25 protein-coding genes are annotated in these 24,686 nt (G+C 56.8%); 7 read left to right on the top strand and 18 right to left on the bottom strand.

The window, feature by feature from the left end:
• Nucleotides 1–10: 10 nt before the first annotated feature.
• The 7 genes from ABLU95_RS03885 to ABLU95_RS03855 all read right to left on the bottom strand — a co-directional run bounded on the left by ABLU95_RS03885 (nt 11) and on the right by ABLU95_RS03855 (nt 5,150).
• Nucleotides 11–502, bottom strand: a complete 492-nt coding sequence (locus tag ABLU95_RS03885) for a TRAP transporter small permease (protein WP_348878840.1) — start codon at nt 500–502, stop codon at nt 11–13.
• A gap of 46 nt (nt 503–548) precedes the next feature.
• A complete protein-coding gene (locus tag ABLU95_RS03880; RefSeq protein ID WP_348878839.1) occupies nt 549–1,535 on the bottom strand; it encodes a TRAP transporter substrate-binding protein in 987 nt (328 codons plus the stop codon).
• Nucleotides 1,536–1,839: 304 nt separating this feature from the next.
• Nucleotides 1,840–2,976: a radical SAM family heme chaperone HemW gene (gene hemW / locus ABLU95_RS03875; protein WP_023319135.1), complete on the bottom strand. Its 1,137-nt coding sequence runs from the start codon at nt 2,974–2,976 to the stop codon at nt 1,840–1,842.
• Nucleotides 2,969–3,562: an XTP/dITP diphosphatase gene (locus ABLU95_RS03870; RefSeq protein ID WP_023290995.1), complete on the bottom strand. Its 594-nt coding sequence runs from the start codon at nt 3,560–3,562 to the stop codon at nt 2,969–2,971. The genes hemW and ABLU95_RS03870 overlap by 8 nt, the downstream gene beginning before the upstream one ends.
• Nucleotides 3,563–3,574: 12 nt before the next feature.
• Nucleotides 3,575–3,865 carry a DUF167 family protein YggU gene (gene yggU / locus ABLU95_RS03865; RefSeq protein WP_004205183.1) on the bottom strand — a complete coding sequence of 97 codons (291 nt, stop codon included), beginning with the start codon at nt 3,863–3,865 and terminating at the stop codon, nt 3,575–3,577.
• Nucleotides 3,862–4,428, bottom strand: coding sequence for a YggT family protein (locus ABLU95_RS03860; RefSeq protein ID WP_002916613.1), 567 nt, complete (start codon nt 4,426–4,428; stop codon nt 3,862–3,864). The genes yggU and ABLU95_RS03860 overlap by 4 nt, the downstream gene beginning before the upstream one ends.
• Nucleotides 4,429–4,448: 20 nt before the next feature.
• Nucleotides 4,449–5,150: a YggS family pyridoxal phosphate-dependent enzyme gene (locus ABLU95_RS03855; RefSeq protein ID WP_004205181.1), complete on the bottom strand. Its 702-nt coding sequence runs from the start codon at nt 5,148–5,150 to the stop codon at nt 4,449–4,451.
• Between the two features lie 16 nt (nt 5,151–5,166).
• On the opposite strand from ABLU95_RS03855, the gene ABLU95_RS03850 reads away from it, so the two are divergent.
• On the top strand, nt 5,167–6,147 hold the full coding sequence (locus ABLU95_RS03850; RefSeq protein ID WP_023290994.1) for a type IV pilus twitching motility protein PilT: 981 nt from the start codon (nt 5,167–5,169) through the stop codon (nt 6,145–6,147).
• A 348-nt stretch (nt 6,148–6,495) separates the two neighbouring features.
• Nucleotides 6,496–7,149 carry a LuxR C-terminal-related transcriptional regulator gene (locus ABLU95_RS03845; protein WP_032454048.1) on the top strand — a complete coding sequence of 218 codons (654 nt, stop codon included), beginning with the start codon at nt 6,496–6,498 and terminating at the stop codon, nt 7,147–7,149.
• A 51-nt stretch (nt 7,150–7,200) separates the two neighbouring features.
• Here ABLU95_RS03845 and ruvX read toward each other — a convergent pair whose 3' ends face one another.
• The 9 genes from ruvX to ABLU95_RS03800 all read right to left on the bottom strand — a co-directional run bounded on the left by ruvX (nt 7,201) and on the right by ABLU95_RS03800 (nt 14,778).
• A complete protein-coding gene (gene ruvX, locus ABLU95_RS03840; RefSeq protein WP_004205178.1) occupies nt 7,201–7,617 on the bottom strand; it encodes a Holliday junction resolvase RuvX in 417 nt (138 codons plus the stop codon).
• Complete coding sequence (locus ABLU95_RS03835) at nt 7,617–8,180, bottom strand: YqgE/AlgH family protein (RefSeq protein ID WP_002916603.1); 564 nt, start codon at nt 8,178–8,180, stop codon at nt 7,617–7,619. Before ABLU95_RS03835 ends, ruvX begins: the two co-directional genes overlap by 1 nt.
• A gap of 174 nt (nt 8,181–8,354) precedes the next feature.
• Nucleotides 8,355–9,305, bottom strand: a complete 951-nt coding sequence (gene gshB / locus ABLU95_RS03830) for a glutathione synthase (RefSeq protein WP_004205176.1) — start codon at nt 9,303–9,305, stop codon at nt 8,355–8,357.
• Nucleotides 9,306–9,325: 20 nt separating this feature from the next.
• Entirely contained in the window at nt 9,326–10,057 is a 732-nt protein-coding gene (gene rsmE, locus ABLU95_RS03825) for a 16S rRNA (uracil(1498)-N(3))-methyltransferase (protein ID WP_023290991.1), read from the bottom strand.
• A gap of 91 nt (nt 10,058–10,148) precedes the next feature.
• Entirely contained in the window at nt 10,149–10,856 is a 708-nt protein-coding gene (gene endA / locus ABLU95_RS03820; RefSeq protein ID WP_032454045.1) for a deoxyribonuclease I, read from the bottom strand.
• A 94-nt stretch (nt 10,857–10,950) separates the two neighbouring features.
• The gene (locus ABLU95_RS03815; RefSeq protein WP_032428989.1) at nt 10,951–11,451 is read right to left on the bottom strand and encodes a SprT family zinc-dependent metalloprotease; all 501 of its coding nucleotides are present in this window, start codon (nt 11,449–11,451) and stop codon (nt 10,951–10,953) included.
• A gap of 77 nt (nt 11,452–11,528) precedes the next feature.
• Nucleotides 11,529–12,923, bottom strand: a complete 1,395-nt coding sequence (locus ABLU95_RS03810; protein ID WP_004205171.1) for a sugar porter family MFS transporter — start codon at nt 12,921–12,923, stop codon at nt 11,529–11,531.
• Nucleotides 12,924–13,305: 382 nt separating this feature from the next.
• A complete protein-coding gene (gene metK, locus ABLU95_RS03805; protein WP_004205170.1) occupies nt 13,306–14,460 on the bottom strand; it encodes a methionine adenosyltransferase in 1,155 nt (384 codons plus the stop codon).
• 159 nt (nt 14,461–14,619) lie between these two features.
• Nucleotides 14,620–14,778 (bottom strand): hypothetical protein, encoded by a 159-nt coding sequence (locus ABLU95_RS03800; RefSeq protein WP_032428987.1) that lies wholly within the window; start codon nt 14,776–14,778, stop codon nt 14,620–14,622.
• A gap of 382 nt (nt 14,779–15,160) precedes the next feature.
• On the opposite strand from ABLU95_RS03800, the gene yqgB reads away from it, so the two are divergent.
• The 3 genes from yqgB (at nt 15,161) to speB (ending at nt 18,431) form a co-directional block, all read left to right on the top strand.
• Nucleotides 15,161–15,292: an acid stress response protein YqgB gene (yqgB, locus tag ABLU95_RS03795; RefSeq protein WP_002916578.1), complete on the top strand. Its 132-nt coding sequence runs from the start codon at nt 15,161–15,163 to the stop codon at nt 15,290–15,292.
• 8 nt (nt 15,293–15,300) lie between these two features.
• Complete coding sequence (speA, locus tag ABLU95_RS03790; RefSeq protein ID WP_004205167.1) at nt 15,301–17,277, top strand: biosynthetic arginine decarboxylase; 1,977 nt, start codon at nt 15,301–15,303, stop codon at nt 17,275–17,277.
• A gap of 233 nt (nt 17,278–17,510) precedes the next feature.
• Complete coding sequence (gene speB / locus ABLU95_RS03785) at nt 17,511–18,431, top strand: agmatinase (RefSeq protein ID WP_004205166.1); 921 nt, start codon at nt 17,511–17,513, stop codon at nt 18,429–18,431.
• A 132-nt stretch (nt 18,432–18,563) separates the two neighbouring features.
• Here speB and ABLU95_RS03780 read toward each other — a convergent pair whose 3' ends face one another.
• Together ABLU95_RS03780 and ABLU95_RS03775 are read right to left on the bottom strand one after the other, a co-directional pair.
• Nucleotides 18,564–19,832, bottom strand: coding sequence for an OprD family outer membrane porin (locus tag ABLU95_RS03780; protein WP_023290988.1), 1,269 nt, complete (start codon nt 19,830–19,832; stop codon nt 18,564–18,566).
• Nucleotides 19,833–20,209: 377 nt separating this feature from the next.
• Nucleotides 20,210–20,968 (bottom strand): M48 family metallopeptidase, encoded by a 759-nt coding sequence (locus ABLU95_RS03775; RefSeq protein WP_017899781.1) that lies wholly within the window; start codon nt 20,966–20,968, stop codon nt 20,210–20,212.
• Between the two features lie 279 nt (nt 20,969–21,247).
• On the opposite strand from ABLU95_RS03775, the gene tkt reads away from it, so the two are divergent.
• Entirely contained in the window at nt 21,248–23,239 is a 1,992-nt protein-coding gene (gene tkt / locus ABLU95_RS03770) for a transketolase (RefSeq protein WP_023290987.1), read from the top strand.
• 396 nt (nt 23,240–23,635) lie between these two features.
• Entirely contained in the window at nt 23,636–24,664 is a 1,029-nt protein-coding gene (epd, locus tag ABLU95_RS03765; protein ID WP_004205289.1) for an erythrose-4-phosphate dehydrogenase, read from the top strand.
• Nucleotides 24,665–24,686: the final 22 nt, after the last annotated feature.

The raw sequence follows: 24,686 nt of genomic DNA, 5'->3' as shown, positions 1-24,686 counted from the left end.
GAGTTGCTCCTTATTCTGCATGTTTGATGTTTTTCAGGCCGTTACTGATAAAACACAATGCGTAAAACATCATCATGAAGCCGGTGAGCGGCAGGATCAGATACACGTAGCCCATGGGGATCTGCATCGCGGCTGAGACCTGGGCGGTCGACAGCGTTTTTGCAATCAGTTTTACGCCGCCGGTCACAATCACTGCGCCGGCAAACAGCAGGATCAGCAGGTTAATGATGACGCTGAAAAGCGCCTGCCTGCGGGGAGAGAGCGTCATGGTGAGTAAATCAATCGCCAGGTGACGCTGGGCGCCGACCGTATAGGCCGCGCCCAGTAGCCCGACCCAGATCATTAAGAAGCGCGCCAGCTCGTCGGTCAGGGTGCTTGGCTGGTTGAGCACGTAGCGGCTGAATACCTGCCAGACGATGCAGACAACCAGCGCAATCATTACAGCGACAGAGAAGGCGGCGATGGTGCGGTCCACCGCCAGCTTAATGCGGTTAAGTATCATCGTTGATTTCCTGGTGCAAACGGGCCAGCGGCCGGCCCGTTAAAGGTTATTCCGCGGCAGCTTCAAATTTGGCCAGCAGGGCGGCCTGGCTGGGATCTTTTTTAAAGTCATCGTATAGCGGCTGCACGGCGGCGCGGAACGGCGCTTTATCTACTTTGACTATTTCTCCGCCCAGGGCTTTGGCCTGCGAGCGGGTATCGGTATCGATCTTCCGCCACAGCTGTTGCTGATAAATCTCTGAGGCTTTCGCCGCTTTGATCAGAATGTGCTGCTGATCCGGCGTCAGTTTGTCCCAGGTTTTGCTGGAGATAACGAGGAAGTCAGGGATGGAGGCGTGCTCATCTTCAGAGAATACTTTCGCGATTTCGATATGGCGCGTCTGCACCCAGGAGGGAACGTTATTTTCCGCGCCGTCCACCACCCCCTGCTGCATGGCGGTATAAACTTCACCAAAGGAGATGGGGGTCGGGGAACCGCCCATTAATTCGACCATTTTTAACGTTGTCGGACTGGCCTGGACGCGGATCTTCAGTCCTTTTAAATCTTCCGGTTTAGTAATGGGCTTTTTGGCATAAAAGCTTCGCGTCCCGGCGACATAAGCGGAAAGGGCAAAGAATCCTTTCTCTTTCGTCGAGTTCATTATTTCCTTGCCCACCTCGCCGAAGACGACTTTATTGAAGTGATTCTGGTCGTTAAACAGGAAGGGTAAATTATAAATGGCGTAAATATTATCGAAAGACTCCAGATCGCTGGCGGAACCTTTGGTCATATCCAGCGCGCCATTTTGTAATAACTCCATGGTCTCGCGCGCGCTGCCCATCTGACTACTGGGGTAAATACGAATCTTCATCTTGCCGTCAGAAAGCTGGTTTACCTCTCTGGACATCTCCTCCAGCGCCTGATGCACCACATGGCTGCGCTCAAGGTTATGTGCCAGTTTTAACGTGACTTTTTCAGCCGCGACGGCCCCTGCGGAGAGTAGGGCCAGTAAAGCTATACCTACCAGAGAACGAGAAAAAGGGTATTTTTTCATGAGTTGGCTCCATGCACTTGGGATAATTGGTCAATATCTTTAGCATCATGCTTTATTTCTGTATGACATATTATCTTTGTTGTCGTACATCTTTAAGCTACCTGACTCACACTTTCTGGCAATGAGGTAAGGAAATAACCGATCTTATTGCTGGATTGATATTTGGCTTGTATTAATTAATGCAAATTAATTTAAGGGTGGAATATTTAATAAGAATGAGTCGGATATAATAGGGTATATATGGCGGAGGAATCGAGTTATTCCCATTCCCGCACTCTGCCTGGCGGGAATGGGATAACGATATTTATTCGCTAAGGAATAGTTCGAGAAGAGAATTTAAAAACAGCTTTCCATGCTCGGTGATCTGCCAGTTCTGCTCGTCTTCCTGCAGATAGCCCTGAGCTATCGCCGCGTCCAGCTGCGGACGAATCGCCGCTTCATCAAGACCGGTATAACGGCGGAATTCCGCGCGCGGCGCGGCCTCCAGCAGGCGAAAACGGTTCATAAAGAACTCAAACGGTTTATCCGCCTCTTCCACATCATGCTGACGTTCGAGGTAGCGGCCTTCCATATAGCCGCGCGGGTGGCGGGTTTTGGCGGTACGCAGAATGCGCCCGTCCGGGAAGGTTATCTTGCCGTGCGCGCCGCAGCCGATGCCAAGGTAGTCGCCAAAGCGCCAGTAGTTGAGATTATGCTGACACTGATAGCCCGGTTTGGCGTAAGCGGAAGTCTCGTACTGCTGGTAGCCGGCGGCGCTCAGCAGCTGATGCCCCTGCTCGAAAATATCCCATAGCGCGTCGTCATCCGGCAGCACCGGCGGCCGGGAGCCGAACAAGGTGTTCGGCTCAATGGTCAGCTGGTACCACGAGAGATGCGGCGGGTTGAGAGCAATGGCCTGACGCAGATCGTCCAGCGCCTCCTCCAGAGACTGGTCCGGCAAACCGTGCATCAGGTCGAGATTGAAACTGCGCAGGCCCAGGCCGCTGGCGAGGCGTGCCGCGCGTTTGGCCTCTTCCGGGCCGTGGATCCGCCCCAGCCGCTGCAGCTTCGGTTCGCTAAAGCTTTGTACGCCGATGGAGATGCGATTCACCCCGGCGCGCTGGTAATCAACGAAGCGATCGGCCTCCACGGTGCCCGGGTTGGCTTCCATGGTGATTTCCGCCCCGGCGGCCAGCGGCAGGCAGGCGCGGACGCCATCGAGCAGGGTTTGCATGGCCGGGCCGGACAGCAGGCTCGGCGTACCGCCGCCGATAAAAATGGTGCCTATTTCCCGTCCCTGGGCATACTGCGCATCGGCCCGCAGATCGTTCAGCAGATGCTGGACGTAGTCATCGTGCGGCACTTCGCCTTTCAGCGCATGCGAATTAAAGTCGCAGTACGGGCATTTCTGCACGCACCAGGGAATATGGATATAGAGACTCAGCGGCGGCAAATTAGCCATTACGTAATGCTTCCAGTAACAATTTCAGCGCCTGCCCGCGATGGGAAATAGCGCTCTTTTCTTCACGGCTCAGTTCGGCCGCGGTTTTTCCTTCTGACGGGACGAAGAAGATCGGGTCGTAGCCGAAACCGCCCTGACCCGCGGCTTTCCGGGCGATCACCCCAGGCCAGCTGCCGTGGCACACCAGCGGCGTGGGATCCTCGGCATGGCGCAGATAGACCAGTACGCAGTGGAATTGCGCCTGGCGCTGGTCGTCCGGCACGTCCTGCAGGGCATCGAGCAGTTTCTCAAGGTTCTGCTGGTCGCTGGCGTCGACGCCGGCATAGCGGGCGGAGTAGATGCCCGGCGCGCCGCCCAGGGCATCGACGGCCAGACCGGAATCGTCGGCGATAGCCGGCAGGCCGGTGATCTGCGCCGCATGACGCGCCTTCAGAATCGCGTTTTCAATGAAGGTCAGGCCGGTCTCTTCCGCAGACTCGACGCCCAGCTCGGTCTGAGCGACGATATCGAGACCAAAATCTTCCAGCAGCGAGGCCAGTTCGCGCACTTTACCGGCGTTGCCGGTAGCGAGGACGACTTTTTGCATGATGAATCCTGTTTATTCAGTTAGCGCCGCGACCGCAGTCGGGATCTGTTGTGGGGCGATGATTTTAACTTGCTTATGGCGGCCCAGCTCGCCTTTTTCAATCAGTACCTGGCTTTTGGCGACGCGGAACTGTTTGGCGAGAAATTTCACCAGATGGGCATTGGCCTGGCCATCAACGGGCGGGGCGGTAATGGCGACTTTGAGCTCGTCGCCATGCACGCCCACGATGCTGTCGCGGCTGGCCTTCGGCTGAATATACAGCCTCAGCACCAGCCCGTCAGCGCAGCTTTCAACGGCACTCATAGCGCCATCCACAGCCCCGGCAGCAGTACGTTACCGGTGGCCTGCAGCACCTCGGCGATACCCATATTGATCACGTACAGCAGCAGCACCAGCACCATCGGCGAGAAATCGATACCGCCCATCGACGGCAGCAGGTTGCGGATAGGGCGCAGCAGCGGGTCCGCCAGCTGCATCAGCACATACTCCACCGGGCTGCGTCCCTGGCTGACCCAGCTCATGATCGCCATCAGCAGGAGCACCCAGAAGATCAGCGAGCCGATGGTTTTCAGCAGAATAAGCAGGGCGGAGATCCAGATGATCGGCTGGAAGGTGATCACCATAAACAGTACGATCGCTTTGATGACGCAGAGGATGAAAGCCACCAGCAGCGAGGCGCTGTCAATCGGCCCCATTGCCGGGATAATCCGGCGCAGCGGCCCGACAATCGGCTGCGTGGCCTTTACCACAAACTGCGAAAACGGGTTGTAAAAGTCGCAGCGCGCCCACTGCATCCAGACGCGTAACAACACGACCATCGTGTAAAGCTCAATGACCGTTGAAAGCAGGAAAGTCAACGTCTTCATGGCGTTCCTCAGATTCCTTATTATTTGCTGTAGTCGCGCGCACCAAAAATGGCCGTGCCGATGCGCACCATTGTGCTTCCCGCCGCGATAGCGGCTTCCATATCGTCCGACATTCCCAGAGACAACGTATCGACCGTGGGGTACCGCGTTTTTAACCGCGCAAATGCTACCGCCATTTGCTGGGCGACGGCAAACTGCCTTACATATTCTGACTCAGGCGCGGGGATCGCCATCAGGCCGCGCAGCTCCAGATGAGGTAACTCAGCGATCTCCGCCGCTAAGGCATCGAGCGCTTCCAGCGGGATGCCGGATTTACTCTGCTCATCGCTAATGTTGATTTGAATCAGTACCTTCAGCGGCGGCAAATGCGCCGGGCGCTGCTCGTTCAGGCGGGTGGCGATTTTCAACCGATCGACGGTGTGGCACCAGTCAAAATGTTCGGCCACCAGCCGGCTTTTGTTGGACTGCAGGGGGCCAATAAAGTGCCACTGCAGACCGCTGACGCCTGCCTGCTGGAAATGGTTAATCTTCTCCACGCCCTCCTGGACGTAGTTTTCACCAAATGCCCGCTGGCCTGCCGCGATGGCTTCTTCGATCGCGCTCGCAGGTTTCGTTTTACTCACTGCAAGCAATGTCACTTCTTCTGGCGCACGCCCGCAACGGGCGGCGGCACCGGAGATTTTGTCCCGGACCTGTGCCAGGTTATGCGCAATATCGTTCATATTCCGAGGATGAGTTATGAAGCTGGAAGAAATCGTAGCCCTTAGTGTAAAGCATAATGTCTCCGATCTACACCTGTGCAATTCCGCCGCACCGCGCTGGCGGCGGCAGGGCAAGCTGGAGTCCGCTCCCTTTCCCGCGCCGGATATCGCGGATTTACTCAACGACTGGCTCGATGCCGCACAGTTCCAGCACTGGCAGGAGCACGGCCAGATTGACTTTGCGCTGACTCTGGCCTGCGGTTCGCGGCTACGCGCCAGCGCTTTCGCCCATACGCGCGGAATATCGCTGGTGCTGCGCCTGCTGCCCGTCCAGTGCCCGCGTCTGGAGACGCTGGGCGCGCCGCCTGCGCTAAGCGAGCTGCTGGCGGAAGAGAGTGGCTTGCTGCTGGTCACCGGGGCGACGGGCAGCGGCAAGTCGACTACCCTGGCGGCGATGGTCGGGCATCTCAACCAGCATCTTGATGGCCATATTCTGACGCTGGAGGATCCGGTGGAGTTTATTCATCACAGCGAGCGCTGCCTGATCCAGCAGCGGGAGATTGGCCGTCACTGTCCTTCGTTCTCCGCGGCGCTTCGGGTGGCGCTGCGCCAGGATCCGGATGTGATCCTGCTTGGGGAGTTACGCGACAGCGAAACCATCCGTCTGGCGTTGACGGCTGCGGAAACCGGGCATCTGGTGATGGCGACATTACACACCCGCGGCGCGGCGCCGGCGGTGGAGAGATTGATCGATGTCTTTCCGGCAGAGGAGAAAGATCAGGTTCGGAGTCAGCTGGCCGGAAGCCTGTGCGCGGTGCTGGCGCAAAAATTATTACCCGCACGTCAGGGCGGCAGAGTTGCGCTATACGAGCTTCTGGTCAATACGCCGGCGGTGGCGAATTTGATCCGCGAAGGAAAAGTGCACCAGCTGCCCGGTGTAATGCAGACCGGGATGCAGGCCGGAATGCTGACATTTACCCAGAGTTTTCAGCAACGTGTGGCCACAGGCCAGCTGTAAGGGGGGCGTGAAGCGGGTTGGGTGGTTAAAATGATGTGTTAACTGAATGTTTAAATGCTGTTTCTGGATATTATTTGATAATACAAATAATCTTTCTGAATAAATTCAAATAAGACATTCAGCTGAGATATTTCGACAGTGAATACGCATTTCCAGGAAAAAAGTTTGATTACCTTTTGACAGCTTTGCGGTATTCGATTTATGCTGTTTACGGGAATAGGATGATTCTCATGGAATAACGTTTCAATTTGTAAATTGCTAAGGCTTTTTATAAATTCATGACTGATTGTATATTTTTTTATTCATTTAACCACCATGACGGTGGATAGCAGCTAAGGAGAGTTTTAAGTGATTAATTTAAATGGAAATTCATCATCTTCTCGTCAGGTTACATTTATTACCCACCCGTCAATCCAGAGTAAAGCCTTTGCCAGCTATCTCAGCGAAACCCTGATGGCACCGGTAGTTTTACAAAATATTAATAAACCGCTGGCGCAGCGACTGGCGAAAGACTCTGTAATATTATTTGATATCGCTGTTTCAAATAAGAAATTAAACGGGGTGTGGCGAGATATTATTCGGCTGCAGTCAGATAATCCCCGCTTGCTGATTATCAACAGCGCGCAAAAGTATGAGTTATACGAAATGGCGCAGTGGCCGGCTTTATATGGCGTGTTCCGCCATGACGATGATGAATCGCGCTTAATTGAGGGCGTCAAGGCCGTGCTGAACGGCGAACAGACGGCTGAATTGAGCGTGATGCACCCGGCGATGTACGCTGCGGACCATACATCGGCGCCGGTTGAAAACTCGCCGCTGACCGAACGAGAATGCGAGATCCTCAACGAACTGCGCTGCGGCGCGACCAACCTGGATATTGCCCGCGCGCTGTTTATCAGCGAGAACACGGTGCGGACGCACCTGTATAACGTGTTCCGTAAGCTGAGCGTTAAGAATCGCACCCAGGCGGTGAGCTGGGCTAACGAACATCTGCGCCACTAGGCGGGAGGATCTGCGCCGTTAGCGGTTCGCCGGCGGCGCAGAAGACAGAGCTTAAAAGCTCTGCTCGAAGTAGCTTTCCAGAATGACCACCGCAGAGGCCGAATCGACGCTGCCTTTATTTAGCGCCCGATAGCCGCCGTGTTCGAACAGGCCCGCCCGGGCCTCAACCGTACTCAGACGTTCATCGTGGAGAAGGATCGCGACGCCAAAGCGGCCATGAATTTTATTGGCGAAATTACGTGCGCGCGCCGTCAGCGGTTGCTCGGTGCCGTCCATATTCAGCGGCAGGCCGACGATCACCGCCTCAGGCTGCCACTCCTTAAGCAGTTTTTCGATGATATTCCAGTCCGGTTTGCCGTCCTGCGCCTTCAGCGCCGGCAGTGGCCGGGCGGTGGCGGTGATGCGTTGCCCCACCGCCACACCGATGCTTTTCGTCCCGAAATCAAAGCCGAGAAAGGTTCCGCTCATCATGCATGCCCCGCGACGCCTGGCATCGTCACGATGTCGATGCCAATCAGTTTAGCCGCCTCGCGCCAGCGATCGGCGATGGGCGTACGGAAAAGAATATTCTGGTCCGCCGGGGCGGTGAGCCAGGCATTATCTAAAATCTCCTGCTCCAGCTGCCCTTTCTCCCACGAGGAGTAGCCCAGCGCAACCAGCACGTTGCCCGGCTGCCGGTCGGTGCCTAAGGTTTCGAGGACATCCCGCGAGGTGGTGATCACCGTGTTATCCGAGATACGGATGCTTGAGGAAAAGTCAGAGGGCGGGGTATGTAAAATAAAGCCGCGGTCTTCCGCCAGCGGGCCGCCCAGCATCACCGGTTTATCCAGGCGGATCTCCGGATTACGCGGCTCCGGGACAATTTTGAGCTTCTCAAGGATCCCTTCCACCTGCAGATTTTCCAGCGGCTTATTGATAATAATGCCCATGGCACCCTCGTCGTTATACTCGCAGATATAGACCACGGAGCGGCGGAAAATGGGGTCCTGAAGCGCAGGCATGGCAATCAGAAAGTGATGCTGTAAATTCATTGTCAGAGGTTCTGTTCCTGGTTCAAAAAGCAACACCCAGTATGCGGGCAAAGTAGAATGGTGTCGATGCACTTTATCTGGCAGGCGCCTGAGCGGCGCCTGGCTGGAAGGGTTTCACCAGCGCGGCGATCCGCGCTCGCTGTGCCCTGAGCGGACGTTCGTCCGCCGTAGTGCTTATCGGGCGAGACGTCTTTCAATAGCGTCCATCAGCATGCCGGTGATCGAAATATCCGGGAAGGCGGCTTCGATCTCACGTACGCAGGTGGGGCTGGTGACGTTAATTTCCGTCAGACGGTCGCCGATGATATCCAGGCCGACGAAGATAAGACCTTTGGCCTTCAGCGTCGGGCCGACGCGGCGGGCGATGTCCCAGTCGCTTTCGGTTAGCGGGCGGGCTTCGCCGCGGCCGCCGGCGGCCAGATTGCCGCGGGTCTCGCCGCCCTGCGGAATGCGCGCCAGGCAGTAAGGCACCGGCTCGCCATCCACCACCAGCACGCGCTTGTCGCCATCTTTAATGGCTGGCAGATAGTTCTGCGCCATGCAGTAGCGGCTGCCCAGCTCGGTCAGCGTCTCGGCGATAACCCCAAGGTTCGGATCGCCGGCTTTGACGCGGAAAATAGAGGCGCCGCCCATGCCGTCGAGCGGCTTCATGATGATATCGCCGTGCTTTTCCCAGAAGGCTTTCAGCTGGGCTTTATTGCGGGTGACCAGCGTTTCCGGGGTCAGCTCGGAGAACCAGGCGGTGAATAGCTTCTCGTTACAGTCGCGCAGGCTCTGCGGCTTGTTGACGATAAGCGTGCCTTTCTCTTCCGCTCGCTCCAGAATATAGGTCGCATAAATAAATTCGGTATCAAACGGCGGATCCTTACGCATCAGAATGACGTCAAGATCCGCCAGCGGCAGGTCCTGTTCGCCGGTGAAGTCATACCATTTGTCGTAGTTCTGTTCGACGCTCAGCGTGCGCGTCCGGGCGCGGGCTTCGCCGTTGATCAAATAGAGGTCGTTCATCTCCATATAATGGAGTTCATAGCCGCGACGCTGCGCCTCCAGCAACATAGCGAAGCTGGTGTCTTTCTTGATGTTGATGGTTGCGATGGGATCCATCACGATGCCGAGCTTGATCATGGTTCTTCTCCGTTAACGCCTCAACCTAAGTCGCCAAAACGCACCTGCAGGGCGGTGATGGCGGTGAGCGCAGTAGTCTCTGTACGCAGAACGCGCGGTCCCAACAGGATATCAGTAAACTGGTATTTCGCGGTCATCGCTATCTCTTCAGCCGAGAGCCCGCCTTCCGGGCCAATCAGCAGACGGACGCGTTCAACCGGCAGCGGCAGCGTGTTAATGCTGGCGCTGGCGCGCGGGTGCAGGTTGAGCTTCAGCCCGCTGTCCTGCTCGGCGCACCACTCCTCCAGCTGCATCGCCGGACGAATTTCCGGTACCACGTTACGACCGCTCTGTTCGCAGGCGGCAATAGCGATTTTCTGCCACTGCTGGATCTTTTTCTGCAAACGTTCAGCGTCCAGTTTAACGCCGCAGCGCTCGGAAAACAGTGGCGTTATGAGGCTTACCCCGAGTTCAATCGATTTCTGGATGGTGAATTCCATTTTTTCGCCGCGGGACATCACCTGGCCTAAATGGATATGCAGCGGCGATTCCCGATCGTCGGGTTCGCCACTGAGGACTTCAACCGCGACGTTTTTCTTACCGGCCTCGGTGATGACGGCGTCAAACACCTGGTTACTGCCGTCGAAGAGCTGAAGGTGCTGACCAGCGGTCATGCGCAGGACGCGGCCGACGTGGTTGGCCGCGTCATCGCTCAACGCGATCAGGCTGCCGACAATGAGGCGTTCTGGATGATGGATGCGAGGAATGCGCATGCTTGATATTCCGTTCTTTGCGCAGATGCCAGCTTCCCGCCATTGGGCGGGAAGCACAGGGCTGCAAATTAACAATTGCCGCTAGTGTAGGTTAGCTCTTTTGCGCCTGGCAAGCCTGCAGGACATACGGATTATGGTTGCCCTGTACTTTCGCGATGCGTTCATCGCGTTCACACTCCCAGGCGGTGACCGGGTACTGTTTATTCCAGGCGGTAAACAGCTGAGTTTGCTGGCGGGAAAGATTCAGCTGGTAGCGGTCGCGCATATAGAAGTAGGTGCGGGCGATGGCGCCGCGTGCGCGGGCAGGGGGCTCGGCGATTTTATCTTTAAAATCGACCTTCATGGTGCACTGGCCGTACTGGCCTTCACCGCCGTTCCACTGGCTGTACATAAAGTTGCCGCGATCGCCATTCACTTCTCCCACCGCCGGCTGCAGATTGTGCATGTCGCTTTCCATCTTGCGGTACTCCGGATCTTTGGCGCAGTTTTTACGTCCGCCCTCCTGCCAGCACTGGCGCTGATGGCCGAACTGCCACGCCGGCACCACGTGTTCCCATTCAACCCGGCTGGCGCGGTTCTCATTTTTACGCACTTTATAGCCGCAAGATTCCAGATCGATAACGCCTTTTTTACCCTGCCAGTCAATTTTACAGCCGCAGTAAAAGTCGCCGGGAACGTCGGCGTTTACTTTGACGCCAGCGGCCTTGGCCTGGGAAAAACTGGTAATTTCGGCGGCCGCAAGCGGGCCACTCACTGCCGTGCACAATACTGCAACGGCTAAAACATGCATACGGGACATCGTTCACTCCGTGTCAAAACGAGCCCGCAACGTAGCGAATGAGGGTGCCGGATGCAATCAGTCAGATCAGAAAGTTTCTAATTAATTCCAATGGTTATTTTTCAGCCACCAGCAGATCGCCGCAGCGCACGCAGCGGTAAGTGGCTTCGCCGCGCACCACCCGGTTATGGCGACGAACGGTGAGCTGATGCTGCTGGCAGCGGCAGCGGTAGGGGAAGGTATTCTGGCGGACCGAATCAAGTTCAAAACGGTGGGTGCGACGCGCGGGAACGCCCAGGACGCTCTCCATCATCCATTTCCACTCTTTGCCATGCGGGGCTACCCGGCCAAAGTGTTGCCACACCAGCAGGTGCGCCAGCTCATGGGGCACCACTTCATCGATAAACTCCTGCTGATTCTCCAGCAGCAGCACCGGGTTTAAACGAATTTCGTTTTTCTCCAGCCAGGCGGTGCCGGCGGAGGTACCGCGCTGCTGGTAGACTAGCGTCGGCTCCGCGTAGCGGCGTTCCAGCTTGAGGTTCGCTTTGGCGAGATGCTCCCGCAGGCTGCGCATCACGGCCTGCTGAATAGCGATGGGAATACGGGGTGTTTTCATAGCGCCAGAGGATAGTGCGGCGGAGGGGGGAGAGCAAGAGGAAGCTTCCTCCCGTGAGGGGAGGAAGCTCAGGCGGGTTAATCGCGGGCGCCGATCTCGCGCAGCGGACGACCCTGCATCAGGTTGCGTTCGATATGTTCCAGCGAGACGTTTTTGGTTTCCGGGATCAGCCACAGCGTCAGCAGGATAAACAGCACGTTCAGACCGCCGTACACCCAGAAGGTGTTGGCGCTGCCCAGCGAATTGAGCATGGTCAGGAAGGTGGCCCCGACAATCATGTTGGCAATCCAGTTGGTCGCCGTGGAGCAGGTGATACCGAAGTCGCGGCCTTTCAGCGGCTGGATTTCGGAACACAGTACCCAAATCAGCGGGCCGGCGCTCATGGCGAAACCGACGATAAACATCAGCAACATCAGGACGGCGATGTACTGGGCGGTTGAGGAGTGAATGCCGATGTGCATCATGCTGCCCAGCACGCCCATCCCCGCGGCCATGACGATAAAGCCAAGGATCAGCGTCGGTTTACGGCCCCAGCGGTCGACCAGACCGATGGCGATAAAGGTAGCCAGCACGTTAGTCAGGCCGACGATCACCGTCCCCCACATCTGCTCGGTGGTGTTGGCATAGCCCGCCAGCTCAAAGATCTTCGGCGCGTAGTACATGATGACGTTCATCCCGGTGAACTGCTGCATCACCTGCAGCAGAATGCCGAGAAACACCGCGCGGCGGAAGTTGCTGTTGTCTTTAAACAGCGACCAGCCGGACTGTTTTACCTTCAGGCTTTCGCGGATCTCGTCGAGTTCGCGTTTCGCTTCGGCGCTGGTATCGCGCAGGCGCAGCAGCACGCGCTCGGCATCGACAAAGCGACGTTTAGCGGCGAACCAGCGCGGGCTGTCCGGCAGAAAGATAACGCCGATCAGCAGCAATACCGCCGGAATAATGATTACGCCGAGCATCCAGCGCCATGCGCCGCTGTAGCTGAAAGCGGTGTCGGAGAGGTAGGCGCCAAGAATACCGATGGTGATCATCAGCTGGTACATGGAAATCATACTGCCGCGAATTTTCTCCGGAGCGATTTCCGACAGATACAGCGGCGCGGTGTAGGAGGCGACGCCCACCGCCAGGCCCAGCAGCACGCGGGAAACCAGCAGGATCTCGACGTTTGGCGCGGCGGCGGAGAACAGAGAGCCGGCGACGAAGAGGATGGCGCCGATCATCAGGCTCTTTTTACGGCCCAGTTTGAAGGAGAGCCAGCCGCTGCCGACCGCACCGACGGCGGCGCCGAACATCATGGAGCTGACCACCCACTCCTGAGTGTGGGCGGAAATCTGGAACTCATTGGCAATAAAGGGTAACGCACCCGCAATAACACCGATATCAAGGCCGAACAGCAGGCCAGCCAGCGCGGCGAGGAAACAGACGAAGAACGTCATGGTCTTGTTTGAACGCCCTTGTTTTTTGTTGTCAGGCATAACGCCCTCCAGTTGAGTTATTGATTCTGTCGATGGTTAGCGTAGGACACTCGTCGGTAAAAAAACGTGATTATAGTCACGGCTGTGTAATCGTTTCCACAAAGGTAAAGAAACGTAATTCATTAAATGCTTTTTAAATCAGCAATATAAATAAGGATAGACGACAATTTTAAAAACGGTAATCAGAGTTAACCGAAACAATATGTAACATTGTGAAAAATGCGCGCATGAGAAGGCGCTTGCAGGCAGCAATCGACCATTGTCATGATGTAATCGCTTTCATTGCATCGCCGCGGTTCGCTGAAGCAGGGCATGGGAGGGTGGGTAACGGACATAAAAAGGCCAGCGCGAGGCTGGCCTTGAAGAGTGGAAGCGGGGGAGATTATTTCAGACCAGCCGCTTCACGCAGCAGGGCCGCTTTGTCGGTTTTTTCCCATGGGAAATGTTCGCGACCAAAGTGACCGTAGGCAGCGGTTTCTTTGTAGATCGGGTGCAGCAGATCCAGCATCTGAATCAGGCCGTACGGACGCAGGTCGAAGAACTCGCGCACCAGCAGGGTCAGCTGTTCAGAAGGCACTTTTTCTGTACCAAAGGTTTCCACCATGATGGAAGTCGGCTCTGCAACGCCGATGGCGTAGGAAACCTGAATTTCGCAACGGTCAGCCAGGCCTGCGGCAACGATGTTTTTCGCCACATAGCGCGCCGCATAGGCTGCGGAACGGTCAACTTTAGATGGATCCTTACCGGAGAAGGCGCCGCCGCCGTGACGAGCCATGCCGCCGTAGGTATCGACGATGATCTTACGACCGGTCAGACCGCAGTCGCCCATCGGGCCGCCGATAACGAAACGGCCGGTTGGGTTGATGAAGAATTTAGTGGACGCGCTCAGCCATTCGGTTGGCAGAATCGGTTTGATGATCTCTTCCATCACCGCTTCCTGCAGCGATTTCTGGTCGATATCTTCCGCGTGCTGCGTGGACAGCACCACCGCGTCGATGCCGACGATTTTGCCGTCGTCATACTGGAAGGTCACCTGGCTTTTCGCATCCGGACGCAGCCACGGCAGGGTGCCGTTTTTACGTACTTCAGCCTGGCGCTGCACCAGACGGTGAGCGTAGGTCACCGGCGCCGGCATCAGCACGTCGGTTTCGTTGGTGGCGTAGCCAAACATCAGCCCCTGGTCGCCTGCGCCCTGTTCCAGCGGATCGGCACGGTCAACGCCCTGGTTGATGTCCGGAGACTGTTTACCAATGGCGCTCAGTACGGCACACGAGTTGGCGTCAAAGCCCATATCGGAATGCACGTAGCCAATTTCGCGGACGGTGTTGCGGGTGATCTCTTCGATGTCAACCCATGCGCTGGTGGTGATTTCGCCGCCTACCAGCACCATGCCAGTTTTGACATAGGTTTCACATGCGACACGCGCTTTCGGATCCTGCTCGAGGATCGCATCCAGCACGGCATCAGAGATTTGGTCAGCAATTTTGTCAGGATGCCCTTCTGATACGGACTCAGACGTAAAAAGGTGTTTTGCCATATTTTATTTCACCTGTGGACGATTCGGATAGCTCATACTGTTGTGTAATGTGGCTTTGGTGGATAATCAGCGCAAAGCCGCGCAGGTAGCGACACGAGCAGTCTGAGTGTTAATCAGTATAGACGGATTAACTTCTGGACGGCTATTTTAGGTCAAATCTTAAGCCCATTTCCAGCCTTTTTTGATGGCGGTCGCATTTATCGGAAAACTCGCCTGGCAAATTTTCCTGACAACCGCGCAAACCTGCACATTTTTATTTTGCTTTTTACCCCGCTTCTCGGTATAAAACGCCGCGCGCGGCTCATTAAAAAAGCGCACGGGGATCTCCCCGTGGTGCCACTTCCAGCCGGGTTAAGCAGTCTGTATTTACAGAATCTCGCAACGGCATAGCGCCTGTTGCCCGGTATGTATAGCTTTGGCTTGTCGCCGACCCTGACCCAGGGCGGTGTGGAGGTGATACCAGATAATGAACCAACGTTTTTCGCTTGATTCGTCGCGTCGTTCTGTCGCGCGTCAGCACTCCGCAACCTGCATCTCTCTCATGCAAACCAGCCGATGTTCACCCCATCTCGGCGCTTCTCAGGATTCCAGGGCCGGTCGGTCGTCAGAAAACTGAACAAGGGCGCTCTTGCCTGGCAAGAGTTTTCTCGTGGTTTCTCCGGACTGTCATACTCTGTTCGGCTACGTGTTTTACGATGATATGAATAAGAAACCGGTCGCGCAGTCGCAAAACCAGCAGATAGTGCTGGGCTTTAGGACTGTTCATGGGTTGTTATCGCATCTTTGGACTGCGATAGTAGTTAACTGTCTTACACTTATTATTAAAAATTGAGGTTCGCTATGTCTGACGACATGTCTATGGTTTCGCCTTCGTCAGCAGGCGAACACGGTGTACTACGTTCCATGCAGGAGGTAGCGATGAGCTCCCAGGAAGCCAGCAAGATGCTGCGTACTTATAATATTGCCTGGTGGGGCAATAACTATTATGACGTCAACGAACTGGGCCACATCAGCGTTTGCCCGGATCCGGACGTCCCGGAAGCGCGCGTTGACCTGGCTGAATTAGTCAAAGCGCGCGAAGCGCAAGGGCAACGCTTGCCGGCGCTGTTCTGCTTCCCGCAGATCCTGCAGCACCGCCTGCGCTCAATCAACGCCGCATTCAAGCGCGCGCGCGAATCCTACGGCTATAACGGCGATTACTTCCTGGTCTACCCGATCAAGGTGAACCAGCATCGCCGCGTCATCGAATCGCTGATCCATTCCGGCGAGCCGCTGGGTCTGGAAGCCGGTTCGAAAGCGGAACTGATGGCCGTGCTGGCGCACGCCGGGATGACCCGCAGCGTCATCGTCTGTAACGGCTATAAAGACCGCGAATACATCCGCCTGGCGCTGGTGGGCGAGAAGATGGGCCACAAGGTCTATCTGGTCATCGAGAAGATGTCGGAGATCGCCATCGTGCTGGAAGAGGCCGAGCGCCTGAACGTGGTGCCGCGCCTTGGCGTGCGTGCGCGTCTGGCCTCGCAGGGGTCCGGTAAATGGCAGTCTTCCGGCGGCGAGAAGTCCAAGTTCGGCCTCGCGGCGACCCAGGTTCTGCAGCTGGTGGAAATCCTGCGTGCCGCAGGACACCTCGACAGCCTGCAGCTGCTGCACTTCCACCTCGGCTCGCAAATGGCTAACATTCGCGATATCGCCACCGGCGTGCGTGAATCGGCGCGTTTCTACGTCGAGTTGCATAAGCTGGGCGTCAATATCCAGTGCTTCGACGTCGGCGGCGGCCTGGGCGTGGATTACGAAGGCACCCGCTCGCAGTCTGACTGCTCGGTGAACTACGGCCTGAACGAATACGCTAACAATATCATCTGGGCCATCGGCGACGCCTGCGAAGAGAACGGCCTGCCGCACCCGACGGTGATCACCGAGTCCGGCCGCGCGGTGACCGCGCACCACACCGTGCTGGTTTCCAACATCATCGGCGTGGAGCGCAACGAATACACCGAGGCGACCCCGCCGGCGGAAGACGCCGCGCGCCCGCTGCAGAGCATGTGGGAAACCTGGCTGGAGATGCACGAAACCGGCAATCGCCGCTCGCTGCGCGAATGGCTGCACGACAGCCAGATGGACCTGCACGATATCCATATCGGCTACTCCTCCGGCACTTTCAACCTGCAGGAGCGCGCCTGGGCAGAACAGCTGTATCTGAACATGTGTCATGAAGTGCAGAAGCAACTCGACCCGAGCAACCGCGCCCATCGCCCGATTATTGATGAGCTGCAGGAGCGCATGGCGGATAAAATCTACGTCAACTTCTCGCTGTTCCAGTCGATGCCGGATGCGTGGGGGATCGATCAGCTGTTCCCGGTGATGCCGCTGGAAGGGCTGAACAAGTCGCCGGAGCGCCGCGCGGTGCTGCTGGACATCACCTGCGACTCGGATGGCGCCATCGATCACTACGTGGACGGCGACGGGATCGCCACCACCATGCCGATGCCGGAATATGACCCGGAGAACCCGCCGATGCTGGGCTTCTTTATGGTCGGCGCCTATCAGGAAATCCTTGGCAACATGCACAACCTGTTCGGCGATACCGAGGCGGTAGACGTGTTCGTCTTCCCTGACGGCAGCGTTGAGGTTGAGCTGTCCGACGAGGGCGATACCGTGGCGGATATGCTGCAGTACGTGCAGCTGGATCCCAACACGCTGCTGACCCAGTTCCGCGATCAGGTGAAAAACACCGGCCTCGACGACGCGCTGCAGCAGCAGTTCCTCGAAGAGTTCGAGGCGGGTCTGTACGGGTACACTTATCTGGAAGACGAGTAACCGCTGATGCCCGGTGGCGCTGCGCTTACCGGGCCTGCGTATGTCGGCCGCCTAAGGCGAAGCCGTCATCCGGCAGAAGGCGATACTCACTTGAACCCGTATGCATTACCGGCGATAATTCACGCCAATAAGCGATTTATCTATCAAACCCTTCCTCGTCGGGCCTAACGACGCGGAGGGGTTTTTTTATACTTATTTTTTACGTTCCACGACTGTGAAAAGAGGTCATATCCATGAGCACTTTAGGTCATCAATACGATAACTCCCTGGTATCCAATGCCTTTGGCTTCCTGCGTCTGCCGATGAATTTCATGCCCTACGACAGCGATGCTGACTGGGTGATCACCGGCGTCCCGTTCGATATGGCGACCTCCGGGCGCGCGGGCGGCCGTCATGGCCCGGCGGCGATCCGTCAGGTTTCCACCAATCTCGCCTGGGAGCACAACCGTTTTCCGTGGAACTTCGACATGCGCGAACGCCTGAACGTGGTTGACTGCGGGGATCTGGTGTACGCCTTCGGCGACGCGCGCGAAATGAGCGAGAAGCTGCAGGCCCACGCCGAGAAGCTGCTGGCGGCCGGCAAGCGCATGCTCTCCTTTGGCGGCGACCACTTCGTTACGCTGCCGCTGCTGCGCGCCCACGCCAAGCACTTCGGTAAAATGGCGCTGGTGCACTTCGATGCCCACACCGACACTTACGCCAACGGCTGCGAGTTCGACCACGGCACCATGTTCTACACCGCGCCGAACGAAGGGCTCATCGATCCGAACCACTCCGTACAGATCGGTATTCGCACCGAATTCGATAAAGATAACGGTTTCACCGTGCTTGATGCGGGCCAGGTTAACGACCGCAGCGTCGATGACGTGATTGCCCAGGTGAAGCAGATCGTTGGCGATATGCCGGTGTACCTGACCTTTGATATCGACTGCCTGGATCCGGCGTTTGCGCCAGGAACCGGTACCCCGGTTATCGGTGGGCTCACCTCTGACCGCGCGATCAAGCTGGTGCGCGGTCTGAAGGATCTGAACATCGTCGGGATGGACGTGGTGGAGGTCGCCCCGGCCTACGATCAGTCCGAAATCACCGCCCTGGCGGCGGCGACCCTCGCGCTGGAGATGCTGTACATCCAGGCGGCGAAGAAGGGCGAATAACCCGAGGTCACCCCAACCCTCTCCCTTCCGGGGAGAGGGTACCGCACGGCACAGGGGGTTAATCAAGGCGCCGGACGGTTACTCCTGCGGGCCGGGAGAGGGCCGACCCGCAGGAGAGGGTTCATCACGTGCTTAAAACACGTTAAATGGATATTCGACGTAGAACCGCACTTCATTACCGCTGACGTTATAGTCGCTGGCGTTGCTGGAAACCCGCAGTACCGAATAGCGAAGCCTGAATTTCAAATCTTTCGCCGCCCCGTTTTGCACCTGGTATTGAACCTGGTTAAACCATTCATGTTCTTTGCCGTTGCTGGTCTCTGACGTTTTAATGTTATCCCCGCGCACGTAGGCGGTGGTCCAGGTCAGCCCCGGTAGCCCCAGCCCGGCAAAATCCAGTCCATACGATGCCTGCCAGGAGCGTTCATCTTCCCCGTTAAAATCAGACCAGTAGGAGTTGGCCAGCCAGATGGTGTTCCCGCCATCGCCGACGCCGCCCTGGTTCTGGTAGCCGCCGTAGTGGTAGCCGGTGCTGCCGCTGCTTTGCTGGTAAGCGACCTTAAAGGTATGGATATCCCAGATGTAGCTGGCGGCCAGGCTCCAGATGCTGTTGCTGCGTCCGGTGTCATTGGCATCGGCATATTGCTGATCCAGGCGTGAGTGATAGCCGTTGAAGTCGAGAACCAGCTGTTGGTTGGCGGCGAACGGCTGCTGATAGTTCAGGCCGAGATACTGTTTGTTCAGCACATCTTCGACATGCGACGCGTACAGCGCGCCGCTGAGCTGGTCGTTGAACCGGTAGCTGGCGCCGCCGAAGGACAGGCTTTTCAGACCGCTGTTATGGCTGTCGTCGCTTTTACGCTGCTGATCGGTCAGGTAGCCGGCGTTAATTTCCAGACCGTCGATTTCGCGTGAGGTCAGCATGGTGCCGGTATAGCTCTCGTAGAGCAGGCGCGAGTCGTCGGCGTAGACAATAGGCAACATCGGGCGCTGACTGCCGTAGCTGAGCACGGTATTCGAAAAGCGCATTTTGCCGGTGGCGCCGAATTTCGCGAGGTCGGATTTTGCCCGGCCGTCGTCATCCTGGGCGAAAAAGTCGATCCCGCCCGCGCCGCTGCGGCCGCGGCCGCCGTCGAGGCGCACGGCGTACTGGGCGATGCCGTCCACGCCGAAGCCGACCGGTCCCTCGGTAAAGCCGGATTCGAAGGTGGCGATAATTCCCTGGCCCCATTCGGCTTTATCCGGCAGCCCATCGCGATAATCGCGTTTGATATACGCGTTACGTAAAAAGAGATCCAGATGGCTGTCTTCAATAAAGCCCTGGCTGGTAGATTGTTGGCTGGCGAAAGCCGGCGCGGCGGCAATAATGCCAAGTGCGATGAATGATAATTCTTTTTTCACTGAGGGCACTTCTCTGTCTGTCGATATATTCAAGGGAATCACTGCAATCGCGATATTCTCCTGAAATAATGTCAAAAGCAATCATTGTGTGAGCAATGGTATCGGCAGGAAACAAGCGGTGTGGCCAACGCCGGCCAGGTTTGGCGAAGAGGGGTGGACTATTTAATATTTGGTCTAACCCGGCTCTGAAAGGCGGATTGTGTACGCCGTTTTTCATTTGCCAAATAATATTTTGCTGAGTGACAGCATATAAAATAATTGGCTGCGACGAGGTGAAATAATAATTAACGGTTTGTGCGCTTAAGTTATCAATTGATGCGGCTAAATATTTTTACTGGCAGATATAAAAGGGAGGCAGTCATGCCTCCCGCTGGCGATTATTTAATCCCGTCGGCCTTCATGCGATCGCGAATATGCTGGGCGCGCGCTTCTGAGGCCGGGTGATCGTCAAACATCGAGCTCTGACGGCCGGCTTCCAGCTTGGCCAGTTTCTCGAAGCTGGTGGCCAGTCCCGACGGATTGATGCCGCGCTTACGCAGCAGGTCGTAAGAGTAGTCGTCCGCTTCCGATTCCTGGCGCTGGGAGAACTGCGAGTTCACCAGTTTTTCACCCAGATCGCCGAGCTGCGACTGGGACAAGCTGCCGACGATGCCGCCGGCGGAGGCCGCCGCCGCGCGCACGGCGTTGGTGCCCAGGGCGACCTGCATGCCTTTCTTCACATGGCCCAGCGCGACGTGGCCCATTTCATGGCCGATCACCGCCTCGACTTCATTATCGTTCATCAGATCCATCAGCCCGCTGTAGACGCGGATGCAGCCGTTAGCCATGGCGAAGGCGTTGACATCCTTGGTCTCATAGACCTTGTAGTTCACGGGCTGACCATTGATGTTATCGCCCAGCGCGGCCGCGATTTTGTTCAGCCGCTGGCTGTATTCACTGCTGGCCGGGGCGATTTTCGCTTTGGCGTCCATCTCTTTACAGGCCTGGTCGCTTAAGGTTTTCACCTGCGCGTCGCTGAGGGAGTATGCCTGGAAGGCTTCGGCCCCTGAGCTGAGCAGACCGTTGGAGTCCATGTTCTGACATCCGGTGAGCGTTGCTGCGATCCCAAGAGCAAGTACGGTTGAGCGAATTTTCATTTTTTATCTTCCACAATCTTATGGTTGTTTATCCGACAATACGGCGACGGCAGGGAACCGTATTCTGCGTAAATTATAAAGAGTATCGCAGGATGCGGGCGAGCGGATTCCGGCGTAGCACAACCTGTTCCAGAGATTTCTTAAAGGGCAAAAGGATGCTCCATGTACATGACTTGTCGCTTGGGTTACATTGTTCACACTTTTTTCCGGCGTAGCCCAAAACGCGCTCTCGTCAAGTCGTTAAGGGCATGGCCTTCAACAGTCCGAACTGGAGTCAAAATGTCCTCACGTAAAGAGCTTGCTAACGCTATTCGTGCGCTGAGCATGGACGCTGTACAGAAAGCCAAATCCGGCCACCCGGGTGCCCCGATGGGTATGGCTGACATTGCCGAAGTGCTGTGGCGTGATTTCCTGAACCATAACCCGAACAATCCGGCCTGGGCTGACCGTGACCGTTTTGTACTGTCCAATGGCCATGGTTCGATGCTGATTTACAGCCTGCTGCACCTCACTGGCTACGATCTGCCGATTGAAGAGCTGAAAAACTTCCGCCAGCTGCACTCCAAAACGCCGGGCCACCCGGAAGTCGGCTACACCGCGGGCGTGGAAACCACCACCGGTCCGCTGGGCCAGGGTATCGCTAACGCGGTCGGGATGGCTATCGCCGAGAAAACTCTGGCGGCGCAGTTCAACCGTCCGGGCCACGACATCGTCGACCACTACACCTACGCCTTCATGGGCGACGGCTGCATGATGGAAGGCATTTCTCACGAAGTGTGCTCCCTGGCCGGTACCCTGAAGCTGGGCAAACTGGTGGCCTTCTATGATGACAACGGCATCTCCATCGACGGCCACGTTGAAGGCTGGTTCACCGACGATACCGCCAAACGCTTTGAAGCCTACGGCTGGCACGTGGTGCGCGGCGTTGACGGTCACGACGCTGACGCCATCAAACGCGCAGTAGAAGAAGCGCGCGCGGTCACCGACAAACCGTCCCTGCTGATGTGCAAAACCATCATCGGCTTCGGTTCGCCGAACAAAGCCGGTACCCATGACTCCCACGGCGCGCCGCTGGGCGACGCCGAAATCGCCCTTACCCGCGAAGCGCTGGGCTGGAACCACGCGCCGTTTGACATCCCGTCTGACATCTATGCGCAGTGGGATGCCAAAGAAGCCGGTCAGGCGAAAGAAGCGGCATGGAATGAGAAGTTCGCTGCTTACGCCAAAGCCTTCCCGCAGGAAGCAGCCGAATTCACCCGTCGTATGAAAGGCGAGATGCCGTCTGACTTCGACGCGAAAGCCAACGAGTTCATCGCGAAGCTGCAGGCCAACCCGGCGAAAATCGCCAGCCGTAAAGCCTCTCAGAACGCCATCGAAGCTTTCGGTCCGCTGCTGCCGGAATTCCTCGGCGGTTCCGCTGACCTGGCGCCGTCCAACCTGACCCTGTGGTCTGGTTCTAAGCCGATCAACGAAGACACCGCGGGTAACTACATTCACTACGGCGTGCGTGAGTTCGGTATGACCGCTATCGCCAACGGTATCGCGCTGCACGGCGGCTTCCTGCCGTACACCTCCACCTTCCTGATGTTCGTGGAATACGCGCGTAACGCGGTACGTATGGCCGCGCTGATGAAACAGCGTCAGGTGATGGTCTACACCCACGACTCCATCGGTCTGGGCGAAGATGGCCCGACTCACCAGCCGGTAGAGCAGGTGGCTTCTCTGCGCGTAACGCCGAACATGTCCACCTGGCGTCCGTGTGACCAGGTTGAATCCGCGATTGCATGGAAATATGGCGTCGAGCGTCAGGACGGCCCGACCGCGCTGATCCTCTCCCGTCAGAACCTGGCGCAGCAGGAGCGTACCGAAGAGCAGCTGGCGAACGTGGCCCGCGGCGGTTACGTGCTGAAAGATTGCGCCGGCCAGCCGGAGCTGATCTTCATCGCCACCGGTTCCGAAGTGGAGCTGGCGGTGGCCGCGTGGGACAAACTGACCGCCGAAGGCGTGAAGGCGCGCGTGGTCTCCATGCCGTCCACCGACGCGTTCGACAAGCAGGATGCGGCCTACCGTGAATCCGTACTGCCGAAAGCCGTGACCGCGCGCGTTGCCGTGGAAGCGGGTATTGCTGATTACTGGTTCAAATACGTTGGCCTGAACGGGGCGATCGTTGGCATGACCACCTTCGGTGAGTCTGCGCCGGCTGAGCAGCTGTTCGAAGAGTTCGGCTTCACCGTCGACAACGTGGTCGCTAAAGCGAAAGCGCTGCTGTAATTGCGGTTACGGTGCGGGCTGATGCCCGCACTCCAACCCTCTCCCACAGGAGAGGGTGCAAACGCCAAAAACGGTAACCCTTGGGTTACCGTTTTGCTTTTACCTCGCCACCCGGCTTTTCACCGGCTTTTTTGTATCTGCTATTCCTGAACGATGTAATACGGTTGTAAATTATTCCAGCAAAAATGTGATGTGAGTCATATAGCTGGTTTATTGCGCTGGACAAACATTCCTTTTATTCCTCGTTTGGCTTATTCTAGCTGAAGCGTTTCAGTCGTTTAAATGTTCGACAATTAATCAATCAGTCGCAGTTTGCAGCTGGTAAGGTTTCCCTCAGAGCGTAGCTGGATTACTCTGTCAGCCACCTCATAACAGGGACAGCCTTGCAGGAGATCTATGACCATTCGCATCGCGATTAATGGCTTCGGTCGTATTGGACGCAACGTGGTTCGTGCGCTATATGAATCCGGGCGCCGTGCGGAAATCACCGTGGTGGCTATCAATGAGCTGGCGGATGCTGCGGGCATCGCGCATTTGTTGAAATATGACACCAGCCATGGCCGTTTCGCCTGGGATGTTCGTCAGGAGCGCGAGCAGCTGTTTGTTGGCGATGATGCCATCCGTCTGCTGCACGAGCCGACCATTGCGGCGCTGCCCTGGCGCGAGCTGGCGGTAGACGTGGTGCTCGACTGCACCGGCGTTTACGGGAGCCGTGAACACGGTGAGGCGCACCTGCAGGCTGGGGCGAAGAAAGTGCTCTTCTCCCATCCCGGCGGCAACGACCTCGACGCGACGGTGGTGTACGGCGTCAATCAGGATGAACTCCGCGCCGAGCATCGCATTGTCTCCAACGCCTCCTGCACCACCAACTGCATTATTCCGATCATTAAACTGTTAGATGATGCCTATGGCATCGAGTCCGGCACCGTCACCACCATTCACTCGGCGATGCATGACCAGCAGGTGATTGACGCCTACCATCCGGATCTCCGGCGTACCCGCGCGGCCAGCCAGTCGATCATTCCGGTGGATACCAAACTGGCGGCAGGGATCACCCGTATTTTCCCGCAGTTTAATGACCGTTTTGAAGCGATTGCCGTGCGGGTGCCGACGATAAACGTGACGGCAATTGACCTGAGCGTGACGGTCAAAAAACCGGTAAAAGCATGTGAAGTCAACCAGTTGCTGCAAAAAGCAGCACAAGGTGCATTTCATGGTATAGTTGACTATACGGAATTACCGTTGGTCTCAACAGATTTTAACCACGATCCGCACAGCGCCATCGTCGATGGCACGCAAACCCGGGTCAGTGGCGCGCATCTGATCAAAACGCTGGTCTGGTGCGATAACGAATGGGGCTTTGCTAACCGAATGCTCGACACGACGTTAGCGATGGCGGCTATTGGTTTCAGGTTCGACGCGTAAACGTCGACAAAACTTTATGAAT

The organism is Klebsiella sp. GG_Kp146 (genome assembly GCF_040061975.1).
Lineage (GTDB): Bacteria > Pseudomonadota > Gammaproteobacteria > Enterobacterales > Enterobacteriaceae > Klebsiella > Klebsiella quasipneumoniae.
Note: the sequence above shows the minus strand (reverse complement) of the source record. Positions and strands in the feature narration are given on the sequence as shown.